Here is a 19777-nt window from a genome sequence, read left to right as displayed (position 1 = left end):
CTGCGATCGATGACAGTGAACCGCCTCAACGCAAGCCTGCCGAGGTTTACTTTCGCGGCTGGCCAAGCGGCATAGGATGGTGACGTACACTTCGTGTCCTTCATGGGATTTTCGGCATCAACCAGTGGAACAGGTTTCCCATCGAGGCGTTTTTTACGGGGCAATGTTGGCATTCTGCTCGAACGGAGAAAATCATGAGAACGATTTTGATCGCGTTGGGAGTGTTGTCCGCGACAACTATGGCAGCTGTTGCTGCTGCTGAACCCGCCAAGATGGTCGATACGAACATGGGCAAGGTCTTGGCCAATCAAAAGGGGATGATCCTCTACACCTTCGATAAGGACACCAATGGCAAATCGAACTGCGACAAGGATTGCCTGAAGAAGTGGCCAGCCTTCCATGCCGGTAAGAAGGCCAAGGCCGAAGGTGAATGGTCGCTGGTCAAGGCTGCGGACGGGAAGGAAATGTGGGCCTACGACGGCAAGCCGCTTTACAGATACTCCGGTGATAAGAAGGCCGGCGAAATGAACGGTGATGGCGTTGGTGGCGTTTGGCATGTGGCCAAATAGCGGGACCTCAACAGCCGGATGGACGGTCTTTGGATCACCAAGCGTGCCTCAAGACCGTCCGCGCGACATCAGCGTCTAGCGCCACGGCATCATAGCACCTGAGCAGCTTCCGCCCTCAAGAAGCAGCCCTCTTCGTGTCCAGATTTGACGGTAGAAAAGTGATTGGTTTGAGGGTGGCATATGTTGAAGCCGTTCACGACCGAACGCCTGGCAATCCGTCAACTGGAACTCCAGGATGCCCCAGAACTGGCCGGGATTAGCGATGTCCCGGCTGTGAGCGAGTGGATGGCCTTCATGGAAGGTGGCTTCCCGCTGGAGAAGGCACAGGCCCTGATCGCCAGCCAGGACGCGACCAAAGAATACTTCTTCGCGGTACGGCTTCCCGATGTAACGCTGATCGGGGCCATGGGTGTCATTGACCACCCTGACGGCATTATCGAGGTCGGCTACTGGTTCGGGGTCGATTACCAGGGCAAGGGCTATGCGTCTGAAGCGCTTCTGGGGACGTTGGCGCAGATTGCCGCTGATCCTTTGCTGGCTCCTCGGACAATTATTGCCGAATGTCGACCCGACAACGCTGCCTCAATCCGGCTGCTGACCAAGACCGGCTTCTACGCCACGGGGCGCACTGGTCCCCGGCCCAACCGGATCGAGTTCAGGCTGGATGAGTACGCTCAATCGGACGAAACGCGGGGAACACCCTAGATATTCGGTTTGAGGGTCTACCACTTCGTTTCAAGGCACACTCCCCCTGCCTACAGGTGGTTCTCGGGCGCCAAGAACCACCTCGCGCCTTGCGCTACTTCATGCAGCGCCCGAGCTGCTACTCTTCCATTACAGCGAACGACGGCTCTCCGAATGCGGGCGCTTTGTTGCCACAACGATGCCGGCTCGAAGGCCGTCCCACCTGATCACTCGAGTTTCAAACAAAGCAATCCAGATTCTTGCGCAGACGATCCACCAGCCAGTCAATCTCTTGCCGCGAGATCACCAGCGGCGGAGAAAATACCAGGCAGTCACGGACGGCCCGCGTGGTCAGGCCGGTCTGGAAGCAAAGGTTGCGCACTGGCGTGGCGAGGCTCGAGACCGGTGTGACCGGTGTGCGTCCCTGCCTGTCCCGCGTTAATTCAACAGCGGCCATGAGGCCAACGCCGCGAACTTCGCCGACCAGCGGGTGGTCCAGCAACTCGCGCAGCTTCTTCATGAAATAGGGGCCAGTATCCTCGCCTACGCGCTCAACGATTCGCTCCCGCTTGAGGATGCGAATATTCTCCAGCGCGACCGCCGAGGCGACGGGATGGCCCGAATAGGTATATCCATGGTTCATGCGGCCGGGCTGATCCATCAGGACCGAGGCAATGCGATCACCGAAGACGGATGCGGAGATGGGCATATAGCCCGAGGACATGCCCTTCGCGATTGTGATGATGTCGGGCTGGATGTCGAAGGTCTGCGAGCCGAACCATTGGCCTGTGCGGCCAAAGCCACAAATGACCTCGTCGGCGATGAGGAGGATGTCGTGGCGGCGACAGATCTCCTGTACTCCGGCCCAATACCCCTCTGGCGGCGTGATCACGCCACCGGCCCCCTGTACGGGTTCACCAATGAAGGCTGCGATATTCTCAGCGCCCACCGTTTCGATCGTTTGTTCTAGCCCTGCCAGTGCCGCCGCACAGTGCTCTTCCGGCGTCTGGCCGCGGCCTTCGGCCCACCAGAACGGTGCAGGCGCATGATGGACGTCGGCCATCGGTTGGCCCGGGATGTCATGCATCGATGGAAGGCCGGTCAGCGAGCCCGAGCCGATCGAGGTGCCATGATAGGCATATTTGCGCGAGATGATCGCCTTTTTTGAAGGCTTGCCGGCGCGGATCCAGTACAGACGTGCCAGACGGATATTGGTGTCGTTGGCCTCAGAGCCCGAATTGGCAAAGAACACGCGGTCGAGGCCGTTCGGCGCGACCGTGGCGATCTCGGCGGCGAGTTCGACGGTGCTGGGCATCGTCGTCTTGAAGAAGGTGTTGTAATAGGGAAGCTCGGCCATCTGGCGAGCAGCGACCTCGGCCAATTCTTTGCGGCCGTAGCCTATGTTCACGCACCACAGGCCCCCCATCCCGTCCAGCAGCCGCTCGCCTTCGCTGTCGTACAGATAGACCCCTTCGGCGCGGGTGATCACTCGGGTGCCGCCCTCGGCCACGAGTTCCTGATGGTCCGCGAAGGGGTGCATGTGGTGCGCAAGGTCGAGCGCCTTCAGGCGCACCGTTTCGGGCGAGGCATTCGAAAGGGTGAGATTGTCAGGCATCGTGGCGGAACTCCAGAACACGTATGGATGAGGGGGTGCCACGATCCGGGTCTAACGGCCAGATCGGACGCGGCAGGTTTCGATAGGGAATCTTTGCAAGCTGCATGCTTGCTATGCCGCCGGCATCGACGAGCATGACCTTTCGGGCCAGCGGTTCGAAGGCCGCGCGGTGGTGGTTGCGGCTCTTCAAGGCGAGGACCGATTTTTCGGCGGGCTCGATGCCAAGCGCCCGAAATTGCTGCAGATCGGTGATGGCGAGCGCGCGGCTGGCCACCACGATCTCGATTGTGCGATGGCGGAAAACGGCGATCGGGCCCATATCGACGGTGACGCCGCGCAGGACCGGACCGGCAAAGGCGATGCGCCCGTCGTGCAGGCCGACGACCTCGACGGAAAGCGCCAGCGGGGGCGAGATTTCCGGCGCCTTGCGCCCGCCGAGCACGACGTTGATCCGCCCGCCCAAGCCCGCCTGCATGGCCTGCGCGACCGCTTCGGGGTCGCAAATGCTGGCGAAGGCCGCGTTTTCCAGGTCAGCCGCAATCATCGCGCGCAGCAGATTTGGGGAATCGCCATAAGCGCCACCAGCCGGGTTGTCGGCGATATCGGCCAGCACCAGGGGCTTTTTATCGGACCGGCCGGCGAGCGCCTCGGCGATGGCCTGCGCGGTGTCGGGAAAGTCCAGTTGCGTCTCACCCCGGCTCTGCCACAGCAGGTCCGTCAACTCCCGCGCGATTGCCGGCAGGTCGACCGTCGAGTCCCACGCAGCATGGAGTACCACGGCCGGGCCGGCATTCGGCGTGTCCGCCCAGGGAAAGCCGATCGTGAGGCCGCCCGTCACCAAGTCGTGCGTGTTGCGCAACGCATCGAGGCGCGCAAGGATCGGGTTCATGGGGCCGGCCGGTGAGGTGCGGCCGTGATCGGCGGCATCGAGCATCGGTGGTCGCATCACGAGGGCGCGGGTCAGCCGTCGCCCCGCTTTCGGCCGGACGAGCAGTCGGGCTAACGCCACGACCGCGCGCCGGGCGGTTTCGGCCTGATCCACATGCGGATAGGTCTCGTAGATGCACATCCCATCGGCCGCCTCGACAAGGCGCGGACTAAGATTGGCATGCATGTCGAGCGTCACGACGAGCGGCACGTCCGGGCCGATGATTCGGCGCAGTTCGCTTGCAATGTCCCCTTCTGGATCCGGGCTTTCTTCTGTCGTCATTGCACCGTGGAGCGCCAGCAGCACGCCGTCCGGCTTTTCGCGCGCCGCCTCGAACAGGCGGTCCTTCAGCTTCCGAAAAGCTGTTTCCACCATCGGGCCGGAAGGGCCGGCGGCGGCGGCAAAGGCGATATGGCTCTGCCAGCCGTGCTCTGCGCACCCCGCCAGAAACCCGCCCGTCTCCGTGCCCGATCCGGCTAGCGTCGAGTGGGCAGAAGCATGGTCGAGCAACAGGTAGCGGCCACAGAAGCTGTCGATCGGGGTCAGCGTTCGGTTGAAACTGTTGGTTTCGTGCAGAAGTGAGGCAAGGAGGATCCGTGGTGCGGCCATGGTCATTGCTCCAGGTCGACCCAGACCGACTTCACTGCGGTGACCTCGTCAAAACAATGGATCGACTTGTCGCGCCCGAGCCCGGACTGCTTCATGCCACCAAAGGGCACGGTGATGTCGCCGACCCGCAAGGTGTTGACCCAGACGACGCCGGTCTGGAGCCGCGGTTCCAGCCGAAGGGCCCGCGGGAGGCTCGCGGTCCAGATCGCCGAGGCGAGACCGTAGGGACTGTCATTGGCAATATGAATCGCCTCGTCGTCGGTCTCGAAACGGATGACCGACAGCACCGGCCCGAATATCTCTTCGCGCGCGATCTCCATCGTGTTCTGCACGTCGGCAAAGATCGTCGGCGGCACGACCGCGGTTCCCGCCTCCCCTTCACCGCCGGCGACGAGGCGCGCGCCCTCCCCTCGTCCGGAACGGATGAAGCCGCGGACGCGTTCAGCGTGGGCGGTGGAGATCAACGTGCCGTAGCGCGTCTGCGGGTCGAGGGGATCGCCCGGCACGCGGCCGGCCGCCTGAGCGGCGACGCTCTCGAGGAATTCGTCGTAAATGCTGGCCTCGACTAGGAGGCGCGAACCGGCGTTGCAGATCTGTCCCATGTTCTGAAAGATGCCGTTGGCGGCTGCCATCGCGGCCTTCGCCGGATCGCCGACATCGGCGAAGACGATATTGGCGGACTTGCCGCCGCATTCGAGATTGACGCGCTTCAGGTTCGACTGGGCGGCATAGCCCAGCAGCAGCTTGCCGACTGCCGTCGAGCCGGTGAAGGCTAGGCAGGCGACATCCATGTGTAGCGCCAACGCGCGGCCCGTTTCGGGTCCGACCCCGGTCAAAACCGAGAAGACGCCCCCGGGCAGTCCAGCTTCATGCGCCAGTTTCGCCAGGTGGAGAGCCGACAGCGAGGTCAGCTCGGAGGGCTTCAGGATGACGGAATTTCCCGCCGCCAGCGCCGGCATAATCTTGATGATCGCCATGTTCAGCGGGAAGTTCCATGGCACGATGGCACCGACCACTCCCAGCGGGCGGCGTCGCAGCATGGCGAGTGCGGAGGCCGGCACAGGTGCAATCTCGTCATAGACCTTGTCGATCGCCTCGGCGAACCAACGCATCGACTTCAGCGAGGAACCGACATCGATGGCCAACGTATCGCGGATAGGCTTGCCGGTGTCCAAGCTTTCGAGCAGGGCCAGATGCTGCCAGTCGCGCTCGACGAGATCGGCCCAGGCGAGCAGCGACGCCTTGCGTATGGCTGGCGGCTGACCGGACCACACGCCCGAATCGAACGCCTCTTTGGCTGCCGCAACGGCCCGCTCAACATCCTCGGCACCACAGGCCGGCAACTCGGCGATCGCGACTCCCGTCGCCGGATTGATCGAAACGAAGGATTCACCGGTCGCCGCCTTCCGGGCCTGGCCGGCATAGAACGCGTGCGTCTCCGGCGCGATTGCTTTCGCACGTGCGTGCCATTCGTCGCGGGTCAGGGTCATGTCAGGCCTTCGCAAGTGTGCCCGGTCCCGATTTCTGCCGCGGCGAGACGAACCATTCGAGGCCACGCAGGATTCGGGTCAGGGTGAAATTCAAGATCAGATAGATGATGCCCGCCATGCCGAGCACCTCGACCGGCAGGTAGGTTTCCGAGGCAAGGGAGCGCGCCACGCCAGTCAGGTCAAGCAACGTAACAGTCGATGCCAACGACGAGGCCTTCACCATGAGGATGATCTCGTTCGAATAGGCCGGCAGACCGATCTGCATGGCCTGGGGAGCGATAACCTTGGTGAAGCGCTTCAACGAGGACATGCCGACAGCCTTCGCGGCCTCGATCTGGCCGACTGGAACTGCAGTGATCGCGCCGCGCATTACTTCGGACACATAGGCGGAGGTGTTCAGCGAGAATGCGACCAGTGCGCACCACCAGGGTTCGCGCAGAAACGGCCACAACACACTGTTGCGGATCTCGGGGAACTGTGACAGCCCGTAGTAGACTAGGTAGATCTGGACCAGCAGCGGCGTGCCGCGCAGGAAGAAAACATAGGCATAGGAGGGCGCGACGAGCCAGATCCTGCCCGACAGGCGCATGGCGGTGACCCCCAGCGCTAGCAGGAAGCCGATGAACGACGCCACGGCGACGAGCTGCAACGTCAGAACCGCGCCGCCCAAAAGGGCGGGGATCGCTTCGATCATGACCTGAACGTTCATCCGCCTCTCCTCTGGGCAACAAATCCGCGGTTCGCCCGGCCTTCGAGCCAGGCTGCCACGCCCATCGTGATAACTGTCAGTCCGAGATAGATGAGGGCAGCCACCAGGAAAAAGGTGAACGGCTTCTTTGTAAAGTCGACTGCGAATTGCGTCTTGCGCATCAGTTCGTCGAGGCCGACGACGGAAATGAGCGCGGTCTCCTTCATGATCACGAGAAAGATATTGCCCAGGCCGGGAAGCGCGAGGCGCCAAACCTGCGGCAGGGTGATTTTGAAGAAGGTTTTGGTGGATGGCAGGCCGATGGCGCGCGCCGCCTCGATCTGCCCCCTGGGGATCGATTGGAACGCCCCGCGGAAGACTTCCGCCGAATAGGCCCCGAAGGCCAGGGAAAGTGCGAGGCAGCCGGCCGCGAAAGCGCTGACATCGATGAATTCCATGTAGCCGAAGGCGCGCGCAGCGGAATTCACCGCAGCAATCGCGCCGAAATAGAACAGCAGAATCACCAGAAGGATCGGGACCCCGCGCAGCACCGTTGTATAGGTCTCCGCCAGAAGCCGCGCGAGACGCGACGACGAAAGCTTCATCAGCGCGACGCCGATTCCGATGCATACGCCTGCTGTCGCGGCGATCATCGTGACGCGGATCGTCATCCATGTGCCTTCGGCCAGCAAGCCGCCAAAGCCTTGCAGATCGATCATCCGTGCTCCCTTGCGGCAGGCCGGTGCCCGCCGCCGCTGGAAATGGGCGGCAGCGGCCCGCCGGGGTCGCTGCCGGGTTCCTGCCTCAGCCTTCCTGGCCGGGCTTCAGGCTGAAGGGAAAATAGCGGTTGTTGATTTCGTCATAGACGCCGTTTTCCATGATTGTCTTCAGGGCAGCGTCGAAACGTTCCTGAAGCGCCTGATCGCTCTTGCGGATCGCTATCCCGGCGCCCGGTCCCAGGTATTCGGTGTCAAAGAAGGGCTTGCCCTTGGGCTCGAAGTTGGCACCTTCTTCGCTGTCGAGCCACTGCTGCATGAACAGACGCTGCGCCATCACCCCGTCGATGCGACCTGCGGCAAGATCGAGATTGTGTTCCTCGTTCTTGTCATATTCGCGGATCACGGCTTCCGGGAACTGGGCTTTCAGCAACTGGCCGTAGCTGGAGGCGCGCTGGACGCCGATAACCTTGCCCGCCAGTCCCTTCGGGCTGGTGTCCATCTCCTGCCCCTTGGCGGCGACGATGACGGCGCCGGCCTGGTAGTAGGGCTGTGTGAAATTGACGGCTTCCTTCCGCTTCTCGGTAATCGACATCGAGGCGACGATGGCGTCGAACTTACCCGCGTTGAGGCCAGGGATCATACCGTCCCAGGAGAAGGTCTCGATCTTGCACTCGACCGCCATCTCGGCGCAAAGCGCTTTGGCAATGTCGATGTCGAAGCCCTGAAGCTCACCTGAGGCGGCAACGAAGTTGAAGGGCGGGTAAGTGCCCTCGGTTGCCAGACGAAGCGTTTCCGCGCTGACTGAACTAGCCGCAAGCGCTGCAGCAGCCGCGACGATCAAAAACTTGAAACGGGTACCCATCATTCATCCTCCCTTTGGATGTTTCATTGATCGAAATTTTGCGTGACGAAGTGGCGACAGCGATCGGAGATCGGCGCATCGAAGACCTGTTCGGGGGAACCCTCCTCCTCGACGAGGCCCTGGTGGAAATACATGACCTTCGAGGAGACTTCCCGGGCGAAGCGCATTTCGTGGGTGACGATGATCATGGTGCGCTGTTCCTCGGCGAGCGAGCGCATGACCCGCAACACCTCGCCGACCAACTCGGGATCCAGCGCGGAGGTCGGTTCATCGAACAGGAGAACCTCCGGATCCATCGCCAGGGCCCGGGCGATGGCCGCGCGCTGCTGCTGTCCACCGGAAAGCTGCATCGGGTAATAATCGCGCCGCTCGTAAATCCCGACTCGCCCCAGCAGGCCTTCGGCCTTCTCGCGCGCCTCAGCCTTGCCCCGGCCGAGCACCGAGACCTGGCCCAGCATGACGTTCTGCAGCACCGTCAGATGACTCCAGAGGTTGAAGCCTTGAAACACCATGCCCATGCGTGAACGGATGCGATCGATTTGACGATGGCCCGCCAGCCCCCTCCGGCCGAGATCGATCCTTTCACCGAAGAAGCGCACCTCGCCCTTCTGGTAGGTCTCCAGCACATTCAGACAACGCAGGAAAGTGCTCTTGCCCGAGCCTGAGGCTCCGATGATCGAAATGACGTCTCCGCGCTCGGCTTGCATGGAGATGCCCTTGAGCACCTCGATCTGCCCATAGCTCTTGTGCAGATCGCGAACGTGTAGAGGCACGGTGTCGTCCATCGATTTTCCTGTCCAATCGGTCGTTGCGGCATTCTTTGATGTTTTCGTTTCAGAGTCAACACCCATGAAACACTTGTTTTATCGGCGTCACCATTCCGACTGCCGTCGGCTGGAACTTCAGTCAAGCAAGCTGCGAGGGACGTGCCTGTAGGGCACGAGATGCAGATCCGCGGGCGAAGGTCCGGGCGATTCGATATCGATCAGCGCCCGGCAAAACGGCTCGAAGGCGGCGCGAAAGTGGTTCTTAGCCTTCACCAGAAACAGGTCCACTCCGGCCAGTTCTATGCCGTGCAGATCGCACCACGCCGGATCGTTGACGCTCTGGCAGGTCTCCGACACCACGAGGCGCAAGTTTCCGGCCTCCAGAAGCGCGGTGCGACCAATATCGACGGCCATGCCGTTCTCCATCGGCCCGACATTGTGGAAACGGCCATCGGTCAGGCGCAGGACGCGTACCGTCAATGGGACGGGCGCGCCATGTTCCGGCATTATCCGTCCGCCAAGATCCACAGAAATCCGGGCGCCCTCGCCCAAGCGGTGGCATTTGGCGACCAACGCCGGGTCGTGGAAGAAACTGAACACGGTCCGGAGGTGGGAGGATTGTTCCAGCCATGCCCGCAGTAGGCCGGTCGTATCGCCGATTCCGCCGGACAGCGGGTTGTCGGCCGTGTCGATCAGTGCGACCGGCCCCCTGCCGCTCCCGTTTTCCAGCAGCGCTTCGGCGCGGGTGAGCCCCTCATGCGCGCGGATGACGGGTGCGTTGAACCGAGGCGCGCGCTCCAGGAAGGCTGACGCCAGGCTGTCCAGCAGCGTTTCCGTGTCTGCCTCGTCATCCGCTGTCACCGCGACGACGGCCGAGGCGTGCGGACTGTCTGCATAGGTGAAGGAAGCGAAGAAGGTTGCGTCCAAGATCCCCGGCTTCCGCATTGCTTCCCGGCCGAGATCGACAAGCTCCCGCATCGGGCCGGACGCCGTGCGCATCATATGACTGAGCGGCAGCATCGGCACGTGCCGCAGATGCAGCCGCACCGGACGTTTATTGCGCAGGCAGTCCAGCAGCATCGCCATGGCGCGATGGCCGGTCTCTTTCATGTCGACATGGGGATAGGTGTGATAGCCCGACAGGATCTGCACCAGGTCCGCCAACTGCGGATTAATGCAGGCATGCATGTCGAAGCTGACGGCTATGGGGATGTCCGGTCCAGCAAGGGTGCGGATCCTATTGATCAGATCGGCGTCAGGAGACAGGGAGCCGGTGGAAAGCGTGGCGCCGTGAAGCGAGAGGTAGATCCCGTCCCAGGGACCATTCTCCAGCCCCTCCAGAATCGCCTCATGAATCTGGTCCATCTCGCCCTGCGGCACAAGGCCGCCCGGCGGCGCGGCCGTGCACAGCGAGAAATGCACGTCGAGATCGCCATCGCTGTCGATCAGCTCGACTACTGCGCCGATTTCCGTATTGGTCCCCCGGTAGAAATCGGCGGTGGCCGGCCCCTGCTGCCATTCCTTGCGCCGGAAATCCGCCAGACGCGTCTGAACCGGTGTGAAACTATGGGCTTCATGCCACAGCCGCGCGACTGCGATCCTCAGCTTGCCTGACATTCCTTCCCCTTTTTCGGTGGTTCGACAGCCCGTCATGGGGCCGGAATTTGTCATTGCGATTCATATGGATTAAATGCATTATGCATGAAACATTTGATTCATCAATCCGAAAGGAACCTGCGATGTCGCGGAAACTTGGCTGCCTTTCATCGGCTGCGGCGCAATCATGAGCCAGATTCTCCATCGTTCCCTGACCACCCGCCTTCCTGTGGCGGTAGAGGCCGAGGGCATTCGTGTGCGCGACAGCAGCGGCAACACCTATATCGATGCCTGCGGCGGAGCGGCGGTCTCCTGTCTGGGCCACGGCCACCCGCGGCTGCGCGAGGCGTTGCTGGCCCAGCTCGATACGATCGCCTACATGCATACCGGCTTCTTCACGACGGAGGCTGCGGAGGCCCTCGCCAGCCGACTGATAGGGGATGCCCCGTCGGGCATGAGCCACGCCATGGTGCTCAACGGCGGTTCGGAAGCGGTCGAGGCGACGCTGAAAATGGCGCGCCAATATCATGTCGAGCGCGGCGAGCCACAGCGGCGGCATATCATCGCCCGCCGCCAGAGCTATCACGGCAATACGCTTGGTGCGCTCGCCACCGGCGGAAACGAGGGGCGCAGGCGGATGCACACGCCGATCCTGATCGAGACCCACCATATCGATCCCTGCTTCGCCTACCGTTACCAGCGCGCCGACGAATCCGATGCCGATTATGCAGCGCGTGCGGCACAGCAGTTGGAGGACAAGATCCTGGAACTGGGCACCGACAGTGTCATGGCCTTCGCTGCAGAAACCGTCGTCGGCGCCACCGCGGGCGTTGTGCCTCCGGTCGGCGACTATTTCCGCCGCGTCCGCGAGATCTGCGACCGCTACGGCGTGCTTCTGATCATGGACGAAATCATGTGCGGAATGGGTCGAACCGGAACGCTTCACGCCTGCGAGCAGGAGGGTGTAGCGGGCGACATCCAGGTGATGGCGAAGGGCCTTGGCGCCGGTTATCAGCCGGTTAGCGCCGTGTTGGTGTCGCAGAAGGTGCATGACACGTTCCTGCATGGTTCGGGCGCTTTTGTCCACGGCCACACCTATATGGGACACCCGATGGCCGCGGCCGCGGCGCTGGCGGTGCAGGAGGTGATCGCTGAAGACAATCTCCTCGAAAACGTTCGCTTGCGCGGTGCTGAGATGATGGCCGCCCTGCAGTCGCGATTTGCCGGATCCCGCTACATTGGGGATATACGGGGCCGCGGTCTTTTTATCGGTCTGGAGCTGGTGCAGGATCGCGACAGCAAGGTTCCTTTCGATCCGGAAATGGGACTTGCCAGCCGCCTGAAAGCGAGGGCCATGGACAATGGGCTGATGATATATCCCGGCAGCGGTACGATCGATGGGAAGTCGGGAGATCACATCCTGCTCGCGCCGCCCTACATCCTAACGGCCGCCGAGGTCGGGGAAATTGTCGGCCGACTTGGCGACACTGTCGATCAGGTCCTGGCCGGAGGCTGAAGCGGGACCTCGTCCCAGCCGACACGAAAGAGAATATCGCATGGAAATCTACCCGCTTCATCCCGAGATTGTGGCACGTTTCAATCAGATGCCGCGCCAACTCCAGATGGCGGGCCGCTATATTCTTGAAAACCCGCAGGATGTCGCGCTGCTCTCCATGCGGGATCAGGCACGAAACGCCGGCGTACAGCCCGCCACTATGACCAGGCTTGCGCAATTTCTGGGTCTTTCCGGCTATGACGAGGTCCGCGCAATGTACCACGAAGCAATTCGGGACCGCAGCACGGGTTTCGCCGAAAGGGCCCGCCAGCAGATCCGTGATCAGGCACTGGAAGGCGATGCCGCCCTTGCGGCGCGGATGTTCGCACGCCTCTCGCATCAGATCGACGGCCTGAGCCACCCCGATATGCTAGCCTCGCTTGCAGCGGTGGCTGATGCCCTGGCAGGCGCCAGGCGGATCTATTGCTTAGGGCAACGCTCTTGCCATCCCGTGATGTGGCACTTCAATTACATGATTTCGTTGCTAGGCGATCGGACCGTGCTCGTCGATGGTGCCGCGGGTACCGGATCTGACGCCTTGACCTGGGCCAGGGAGGACGATGTCCTTTTCGTTTTGACCATAAGTCCCTACGCTGCGATTACGTTGCAAATCTGCGAATACGCGAAATCCAGAGGGCTCAAAATTGTCGCGATTACGGACAGCGAAGTCGCACCGATTCGGGCCGTGGCTGACTCAGTCCTCTTTTGTCCGACCGACAGCCTGAGCTTCTTTCACACCATGACACCAGCGTTTGCTTTGAGCGAAGTCTTGGCCAGCATGCTGGTAGGAAAACCTGAAATGCGCGCGCAAGAGGCTCTCCGGCAAACCGAAGCACGCCTGAAAGCACTGTCGACCTATACCAACAATTAGACACGGGCCGGTTTAGCGGTCGTCGTCATCCGATTGCCGGCATAGCACTGGATTTCGCGCATCGTACGTGCGGGGAAGTGCGGAGGTGAATGCGGCACCTCCGTCATGTCCGATATCAGACGCGTTCAAGCGCGATGGCAACACCCTGACCAACGCCAATGCACATCGTCGCAAGAGCGTACCGACCACCCTTGAGATTGAGCTGGAGTGCCGCTGTTCCGGCAATCCGCGCACCCGACATGCCGAGCGGATGACCCAACGCGATTGCCCCACCATTGGGGTTCACACGCGGGTCATCGTCGGCGATCCCGAGTTCGCGCAGAGTCGCCAGGCCTTGGGAGGCAAAGGCTTCATTGAGTTCGATGACGTCGAACTGTTCTTGGCGCATGCCGAGACGGGCCATCAGCTTCTTGGACGCCGGGGCCGGGCCGAGTCCCATGACGCGCGGCGGAACGCCGGCAGTCGCGCCGCCGAGGATGCGGGCGATCGGAGTCAGACCATATTTCTTCACGGCGGCTTCCGAGGCAACGATAAGCGCCGCTGCGCCATCGTTGACGCCCGACGCATTGCCTGCCGTTACGGTCGCACCTTCGCGCTTGTTGACCGGCTTGAGCTTTGCAAGCGCGTCGATGCTCGTCGCACGCGGATGCTCGTCACAATCGACGACGATCGGATCGCCCTTCTTCTGCGAAACAGTGACTGGGGTGATCTCCTGCGCCAGACGACCATTGGCCTGCGCTTCGGCGGCCTTGGTCTGGCTGCGCAAAGCGAAGGCATCCTGATCCTCACGGCCGATCTTATAGTCGACCGCGATGTTGTCCCCGGTTTCCGGCATGGTGTCGACGCCGTACTGAGCCTTCATCAACGGATTAACGAAGCGCCAGCCGATGGTGGTGTCATATATTTCAGTCGCGCGCGAAAACGCGGTTTCCGCCTTCGGCATCACGAAGGGCGCTCGGCTCATGCTTTCAACGCCGCCGGTGATGACGAGTTCGGCTTCGCCAGCGATGATAGCGCGCGCGCCAGTGATAGTGGCATCCATGCCTGAACCGCAAAGACGGTTCATCGTTGTGCCCGGGACGCTTAGCGGAATGCCGGCGAGTAGTGCCGACATGCGGGCGACGTTTCGGTTGTCTTCACCCGCCTGGTTGGCGCAGCCGAAGATCACTTCGTCAACGGCTTCGAAATCAACCGTTGGATATTTCGCCATCAGTGCCTTCAGCGGGATCGCGGCGAGATCGTCCGAACGGACGGAAGACAGCGAACCGCCGAAGCGGCCGATGGGCGTGCGGATATAGGCGCAGATGAATGCTTGCGTCATAGCGGCTTCCTTACAGTACCGGCACCACGAGGTCGGCAATCGCCCCGTCGGTATGAAGCGGAGCACCAGTCATTGCTTGCAGCTCGTCCATGGTCATTTCGGCAAGCTTCTCACGCACGGCGAAGCAGCCATCGACGATGTCGATCACGGCGTGACTCGTGTAGACGCGGGTGATGCAGCCGACCCCGGTCAGCGGGAAGGTGCACTTGTCGACAAGCTTCGGCTTTCCGTCCTTGGTAACGTGTTCCGTGATGACGACCACCTGCTTGGCGCCGTGGACGAGATCCATTGCGCCGCCGACGGCGGGAACGCCCTTGGAGCCTACGCGCCAGTTGGCAAGGTCGCCGTTTTGGGCGACCTGATAGGCTCCGAGGATGGCGACGTCCAGATGGCCGCCGCGGACCATCGCGAAGCTGTCGGCATGGTGGAAGAAGGCGGCGCCCGCCTTCAGCGTGACCGCCTTCTTGCCTGCATTGATCAAATCCCAGTCTTCTTCGCCGATCACAGGCGCTTCGCCGAAATTGAGAATCCCGTTCTCGGTGTGGAAGATCACCTCGCGACCGGGCGGCTGGAACTTCGCCACCATTTCCGGAAAGCCAATACCGAGGTTCACATAGGCGCCGCCGGGGATGTCCTGAGCAGCGCGCCAGGCGATCTGGGCGTTGGAAAGCTTGATATCTTCGCGCGTATTGACGGTCATACGTAGGCCACTCCGGCTCGGATGAGTGCTTCTTCCTGTTGCGGATTGGTGACTTCGACGACGCAGTCAACAAAGATGCCCGGTGTTACGATATGCTCCGGATCTATCGCGCCAGGTGCGACGATTGATGTGACCTGGGCGATCGTTCGTGCTGCGGCCATGCACATCAGCGGATTAAAATTGCGACCAGCCTTGCTGTAGATCAGATTGCCCTGCGTGTCGCCAATATGTCCCTTGATGATCGCGAAATCGGCCTTCAACCAGCGCTCCTGCACGTAATGCCTGCCATCGAATTCGGCGATCTGCTTGCCGTCGGCAAGATCAGTGCCGTAGCCGGTCGGCGTATAGAAGGCGGGGATGCCTGCGCCTCCAGCGCGAATACGCTCTGCGAGCGTGCCCTGTGGCACGAGCTCCAACTCGATCTCACCGGCCAGGTATCTATCGGTAAAAGCACGCGGATCCGAGGAGCGCGGGAACGAGCATATCATCTTGCGCACCATGCCTGCGTCGATCATCGCGGCGATGCCGATCCGACCGTTACCGGCGTTATTATTGATGATCGTCAGATTTTTCGGGCCAAGGTCGATTAGGGCGTGAATGAGCTCGATTGGTGCGCCAGAACCTCCAAACCCCCCTATCATCACAGTGGCGCCATCGCCGATCGGAGCGACCGCCTCAGCCGCACTCGTTGTCTTATCCATGTCGGTGCCTCTCCTTGCCGAATGGAGCGAGGTCCGTGTCCTCGCCAAAGCCAGCGATGCATAGGGTCTCTTGAGCCCGAGAGGCAAGAAGAATGTGCGTCATTTGACATTTGTTCGTATAGCGCACATAACACGCTTTGATTTGAAAGGTCGAGACAGATGCGCGAAGCAGACTTCGTCAGCGGTTTTGCAAGGGGCTTGAAGGTAATCGAGGCCTTTGGAGAGATGCACCAACGCCTGTCCATAACCGATGCTGCGAAGCTCAGCGGCCTTGACCGAGCAACTGTAAGGCGATCCCTGCTGACCCTCGCCGAGCTCGGCTACGCCGCCTACGACGGCAAGTTCTTCACGCTAACGCCAAAGACCTTACGTCTCGGCCACGCCTATCTCTCAGCGACGCCGTTGCCCGCGATATTGCAGCCTCACCTCGACACTCTGTCTGAAAAGGCAGACCAGAGCGCGTCGGCCTCCGTTCTTGATGGCACGGAGATTCTCTATATCGCCCGAGCTTCAAATCGGCGCGTCATGTCGATCAACCTTAATCCCGGAAGCCAGCTTCCGGCCTATTGCACCTCGATGGGGCGCGTCCTTCTCGCCTCGCTGCCGAAGGCGGAAGTTCGTGCGATCCTCGCACGCACCGAACTGAGAGCTAATACACCACAAACGATAACTGATCAGGCCCAGCTCCTCGCCGAATTCGAGCGCGTTCGTGATCAAGGTTACGCAGTCATCGATCAAGAGCTGGAGTTGGGCCTCTGCTCGATTGCTGTGCCAGTCGAGAACGACCGAGGTCAGCTCATCTGTGCTGTGAACATCGGGGCACCGGCGGCCCATGCATCCGCCGAAGAGATGGTCACCCGCTTCCTACCTTTGCTGAGGGAAACTCAGGCCGCTCTACGCGTCCTGTTACGTTAAGTTTGGGCAAGTGAGAGAAAGAGACGGTTCGCAGATGTCAAGCGCCGGTTAACGTTACAATCCCCTTCGGCGTGCCTTCCGGCAGCGCTGCTTGTCGAAGCCACGCAATTTCAGCGGATAGGCGATGTTTTCCCGCACCGTCATATGTGAAAACAACGCATAGCCTTGGAAAACAACGCCAAAGTCACGATTTTCAGGCATCCAGTCGGTAATGGCACGGCCATCCAGAAGGATGGACTGAATCCGGAGTGACAAACCCCGCGATTGCCATGAGGAGGGTCACTTTCCTGAGCCCGAAGGGACCGAGTAGCTTGCGCCCTCACCTCGCGGCTCCCTTGTTCACGGACAGGTCGGTATGCTTACGACGCGGCAAACGACCGTGAAGAACGATGTAGGCAATGAGGCCGATCATTAGTCCCCAGAATGCCCCACCAATGCCGAGCAGCTTGATGTTGGCGGCAGATGCAAGAAAGGTGATCAACGCCGCCTCACGGGACGTCGGGTCGGCCATCGCCGCTGCAAGGCTGCCACCGATAGTGCCAAGGAGCGCCAAACCAGCGAGCGTGGTGATGAAGGTCGCGGGAAACGCCATGAAGACGGCGGCCAGTGTCACACCGAACACGCCCACCAGCACATAGAAGCAGCCTGCCGCGATTCCAGCGGTCCAGCGTTTTGACGGGTGTTCGTGCGCTTCCTTGCCCGTGGCGATTGCTGCGGTGATAGCTGCGATGTTGAAGGCATGGGAGCCGAACGGAGCCATAATGAGCGAGCCAAAACCCGTCACCGTCAATATGGGATTCGCGCTCGTCTTGAACCCATCGTTCCGCAAGACCAGCATTCCCGGCATATATTGGCCGGTCAGTGTAATCAGAAACAGCGGCAGCGCGACCGAAAGCAGCGCGCTCAACGAGAACTCCGGCGCGGTGAAGACCGGTGTTGCGAATTCCAGCTTCAGGCCGGACAGATCGACACGACCCTGCGCGAGCAGGAAGGCCAGCCCGAGAACCAGAATGCCGACCACGGCGTAGCGTGCGGAGAGGCGCTTCAAGGCGACATAGGCGACGATCAGCAGGCCGACCAGCAGCGGATCGACGCTCGCGCCGCCGAATGCCCCGATGCCGAACTGGAGCAGGATACCCGCGAGCAGGCCCGAGGCGATGCCGGGCGGGATCAAACGGATAATCCTCTCGAAATAGCCCGACATGCCGAGCGCGACGAAGGCCGTCGCCGAGATCATGTAGGCACCGACCGCCTCCGCATAGGGCGTCGTCGCAAGTGCGGTGACGAGAAACGCCGCAGCCGGCGTCGACCAGGCCGTGATGATCGGCTCCCGATAGCGCCAGCTCAGGAAGAGGCCTGTTAACCCCACACCAATGGACACCGACCAGACCCAGGAGGCCGTGAGGTCAGGGCTGAGGCCCGCGACCTTCGCCGCCTGAAAGACCAGAATGAAGGTGCCGCCGTAGTTGACGATGACGGAGATCAGACCAGCGACGATGGGATGGGCAAGGTCATTGAGGCGGATGGGCGAAGGCGAGGAACGCGACGACATATTTCTGAAAGCTCTCCTGAAGTTCGGTATGGGACCGACAAGATGCGTTGACATAGCCAATCAATGGCCTGAGATACCCATCCACTTCGTCCGAGAGGCCCAGACCATTTGTTCAAGCATTCCCAACTCGAATCGGTAAAAGCGTGGGTCGCCCACCCCGCCCATGCGGCGATGCCGCTTCACGCACGGATTCAGCGGGCGATCCGCCAACTGATCGTCGACGGTGCGCTTGGGCCGGGTAAACCGCTACCGGCCTCCCGCGCGCTCGCCAAATCGCTCGGCGTTTCGCGCGATACGATCGAGGCGTCCTATGCCCAGCTTCACGCCGAAGGTTTCATCGACCGGCGCGTGGGCAGCGGCAGCTTCGTCGCGGAGATCACGGAGTTCACGCCCGGTCATCGTCTCTCACAGCGGGATGCGCTCTTGCGCAGCCAGACCCCAAACCTCAGCAAGCGCGGCGCTGCGATGTTCCGCAGCGGCGGTGTGCGCGAAATGCTTTCTCCCCGGCCATTTGCACATGGCGTACCGGAAACGCGCGCCTTTCCGCTTCAGCTCTGGGAGCGCCTGGAGCGGCAGGTGCGTAAAGAAGTCGGCGCGCAGACTCTGCTTCACGGCGATCCGCAGGGCACCGAGCCGCTTCGCCGCGCCATCGCCGACTATGTGAACCTTGAACGGGGTGCGCGCGCCACAGCTGACCGCGTGGTGGTGCTGACCAGTTCGCAGCAGGCCGTCTCGCTTTGCGCGAATATGCTGCTCGATCCCGGTGATCGGATTTTCATCGAAGATCCTGCCTATTACGGCGCGCGCAAGGCGTTCGATGCGGCGGGGCTGGAATGCGTCCCCATTCGAGTGGATCGGCAGGGTATCGTCGTGGATCAGATCACGGCAGGGCCGCGCCGGGCCAATGCAGTCTTTCTGACGCCTTCCCACCAGTTCCCGACCGGTGCGACCCTCACATTGGATCGCCGCCTAGCACTGATCGAATGGGCCGTGCGGAACCAGGCATGGATTATCGAAGACGACTATGACAGCGAGTTTCACTATGCGGGCAAGCCTACGGCCTGCGTGCAAGGCCTCGACCCGCACGATCGGACCATCTACATCGGCACCTTCACCAAATCGCTCTTTCCGGGCTTGCGGATTGGCTACGTCGTGTTGCCGCCCCAACTCGTAAAGCCGATGACGGTCGCCCGTACGCTGCTGGATGGCCATACGGCCCCCATGGCGCAACTAACACTGGCCCGGTTCATGGAGGGCGGACATTTCGGCGCGCATGTACGCACCATGCGCGGTGTCTATGCTGGACGGCTCGCCGTGCTGTCTGGCCTCGTCAGCAAACACCTATCGGAATTCGTTGAGCCCCGCGTTCCGATCGGCGGGCTGCAGATGCCCTGTGTTCTGACCTGCGATATCCCGGAGCACACCGCCATCGACGCGGCGCAACGTGCCGGGATCGAGCTTCTTGGCCTATCAGCGCTGCACGCTGCCAGCGACGGCAAAGCAGGGTTCCTCATGGGATTTGCGGCCTACACACCTCTCGAAATCGAAGTTGCGGTCAAGAAGCTGGCGAATGCGTTCCGGGCGATGACCATTCAGTAGAAGGACTTGGCCCTTCATCCGGCCAAATGGTCTGCG

18 protein-coding genes are annotated in these 19777 nt (G+C 61.5%); 6 read left to right on the top strand and 12 right to left on the bottom strand.

Annotated elements, in window-relative coordinates; translation table 11 throughout:
• The first annotated feature begins 194 nt into the window (after positions 1 to 194).
• Positions 195 to 569 (top strand): hypothetical protein, encoded by a 375-nt coding sequence (locus J2Y48_RS22605; protein ID WP_310422941.1) that lies wholly within the window; start codon positions 195 to 197, stop codon positions 567 to 569.
• Positions 570 to 749: 180 nt separating this feature from the next.
• Positions 750 to 1274, top strand: a complete 525-nt coding sequence (locus J2Y48_RS22600) for a GNAT family N-acetyltransferase (RefSeq protein ID WP_310422938.1) — start codon at positions 750 to 752, stop codon at positions 1272 to 1274.
• Between the two features lie 217 nt (positions 1275 to 1491).
• Here J2Y48_RS22600 and J2Y48_RS22595 read toward each other — a convergent pair whose 3' ends face one another.
• The 8 genes from J2Y48_RS22595 to J2Y48_RS22560 form a co-directional block, all read right to left on the bottom strand.
• The gene (locus J2Y48_RS22595) at positions 1492 to 2826 is read right to left on the bottom strand and encodes an aminotransferase (protein WP_310422935.1); all 1335 of its coding nucleotides are present in this window, start codon (positions 2824 to 2826) and stop codon (positions 1492 to 1494) included.
• Positions 2827 to 2860: 34 nt separating this feature from the next.
• Positions 2861 to 4405 (bottom strand): M81 family metallopeptidase, encoded by a 1545-nt coding sequence (locus J2Y48_RS22590; RefSeq protein ID WP_310422932.1) that lies wholly within the window; start codon positions 4403 to 4405, stop codon positions 2861 to 2863.
• A gap of 2 nt (positions 4406 to 4407) precedes the next feature.
• The gene (locus tag J2Y48_RS22585; protein ID WP_310422929.1) at positions 4408 to 5895 is read right to left on the bottom strand and encodes an aldehyde dehydrogenase; all 1488 of its coding nucleotides are present in this window, start codon (positions 5893 to 5895) and stop codon (positions 4408 to 4410) included.
• Between the two features lies 1 nt (position 5896).
• On the bottom strand, positions 5897 to 6604 hold the full coding sequence (locus J2Y48_RS22580; RefSeq protein WP_310422925.1) for an ABC transporter permease: 708 nt from the start codon (positions 6602 to 6604) through the stop codon (positions 5897 to 5899).
• Complete coding sequence (locus J2Y48_RS22575) at positions 6601 to 7302, bottom strand: ABC transporter permease subunit (protein ID WP_310422922.1); 702 nt, start codon at positions 7300 to 7302, stop codon at positions 6601 to 6603. The genes J2Y48_RS22580 and J2Y48_RS22575 overlap by 4 nt, the downstream gene beginning before the upstream one ends.
• Before the next feature lie 85 nt (positions 7303 to 7387).
• Complete coding sequence (locus J2Y48_RS22570) at positions 7388 to 8164, bottom strand: transporter substrate-binding domain-containing protein (protein ID WP_310422919.1); 777 nt, start codon at positions 8162 to 8164, stop codon at positions 7388 to 7390.
• Positions 8165 to 8187: 23 nt separating this feature from the next.
• On the bottom strand, positions 8188 to 8949 hold the full coding sequence (locus J2Y48_RS22565) for an ATP-binding cassette domain-containing protein (protein WP_310422916.1): 762 nt from the start codon (positions 8947 to 8949) through the stop codon (positions 8188 to 8190).
• Between the two features lie 117 nt (positions 8950 to 9066).
• Positions 9067 to 10548: a M81 family metallopeptidase gene (locus J2Y48_RS22560; RefSeq protein ID WP_310422913.1), complete on the bottom strand. Its 1482-nt coding sequence runs from the start codon at positions 10546 to 10548 to the stop codon at positions 9067 to 9069.
• Between the two features lie 166 nt (positions 10549 to 10714).
• Between J2Y48_RS22560 and J2Y48_RS22555 the strand changes: the two genes are divergently transcribed.
• Together J2Y48_RS22555 and J2Y48_RS22550 are read left to right on the top strand one after the other, a co-directional pair.
• Positions 10715 to 12043, top strand: coding sequence for an aspartate aminotransferase family protein (locus J2Y48_RS22555; protein ID WP_310422910.1), 1329 nt, complete (start codon positions 10715 to 10717; stop codon positions 12041 to 12043).
• Positions 12044 to 12083: 40 nt separating this feature from the next.
• On the top strand, positions 12084 to 12953 hold the full coding sequence (locus tag J2Y48_RS22550) for a MurR/RpiR family transcriptional regulator (protein ID WP_310422908.1): 870 nt from the start codon (positions 12084 to 12086) through the stop codon (positions 12951 to 12953).
• A 115-nt stretch (positions 12954 to 13068) separates the two neighbouring features.
• On the opposite strand, the gene pcaF is transcribed toward J2Y48_RS22550, so the two are convergent.
• Genes pcaF through J2Y48_RS22535 form a run of 3 tightly spaced genes read right to left on the bottom strand, consistent with a single transcriptional unit; the run spans position 13069 to position 15675 of the window.
• A complete protein-coding gene (pcaF, locus tag J2Y48_RS22545; RefSeq protein ID WP_310422905.1) occupies positions 13069 to 14274 on the bottom strand; it encodes a 3-oxoadipyl-CoA thiolase in 1206 nt (401 codons plus the stop codon).
• A gap of 10 nt (positions 14275 to 14284) precedes the next feature.
• Entirely contained in the window at positions 14285 to 14974 is a 690-nt protein-coding gene (locus tag J2Y48_RS22540; protein WP_310422901.1) for a 3-oxoacid CoA-transferase subunit B, read from the bottom strand.
• The gene (locus J2Y48_RS22535) at positions 14971 to 15675 is read right to left on the bottom strand and encodes a 3-oxoacid CoA-transferase subunit A (protein WP_310422899.1); all 705 of its coding nucleotides are present in this window, start codon (positions 15673 to 15675) and stop codon (positions 14971 to 14973) included. The genes J2Y48_RS22540 and J2Y48_RS22535 overlap by 4 nt, the downstream gene beginning before the upstream one ends.
• A gap of 159 nt (positions 15676 to 15834) precedes the next feature.
• Between J2Y48_RS22535 and J2Y48_RS22530 the strand changes: the two genes are divergently transcribed.
• Positions 15835 to 16590, top strand: coding sequence for an IclR family transcriptional regulator (locus J2Y48_RS22530; protein WP_310422896.1), 756 nt, complete (start codon positions 15835 to 15837; stop codon positions 16588 to 16590).
• 319 nt (positions 16591 to 16909) lie between these two features.
• Here J2Y48_RS22530 and J2Y48_RS22520 read toward each other — a convergent pair whose 3' ends face one another.
• Complete coding sequence (locus J2Y48_RS22520; RefSeq protein ID WP_310422893.1) at positions 16910 to 18142, bottom strand: benzoate/H(+) symporter BenE family transporter; 1233 nt, start codon at positions 18140 to 18142, stop codon at positions 16910 to 16912.
• A 108-nt stretch (positions 18143 to 18250) separates the two neighbouring features.
• On the opposite strand from J2Y48_RS22520, the gene J2Y48_RS22515 reads away from it, so the two are divergent.
• On the top strand, positions 18251 to 19741 hold the full coding sequence (locus J2Y48_RS22515; RefSeq protein WP_310422890.1) for a PLP-dependent aminotransferase family protein: 1491 nt from the start codon (positions 18251 to 18253) through the stop codon (positions 19739 to 19741).
• Positions 19742 to 19777: the final 36 nt, after the last annotated feature.

Source organism: Mycoplana sp. BE70, assembly GCF_031455855.1.
Lineage (GTDB): Bacteria > Pseudomonadota > Alphaproteobacteria > Rhizobiales > Rhizobiaceae > Mycoplana.
The sequence above is the reverse complement of the archived record's forward strand: the minus strand, read 5'-3'. Positions and strand labels throughout refer to the sequence as shown.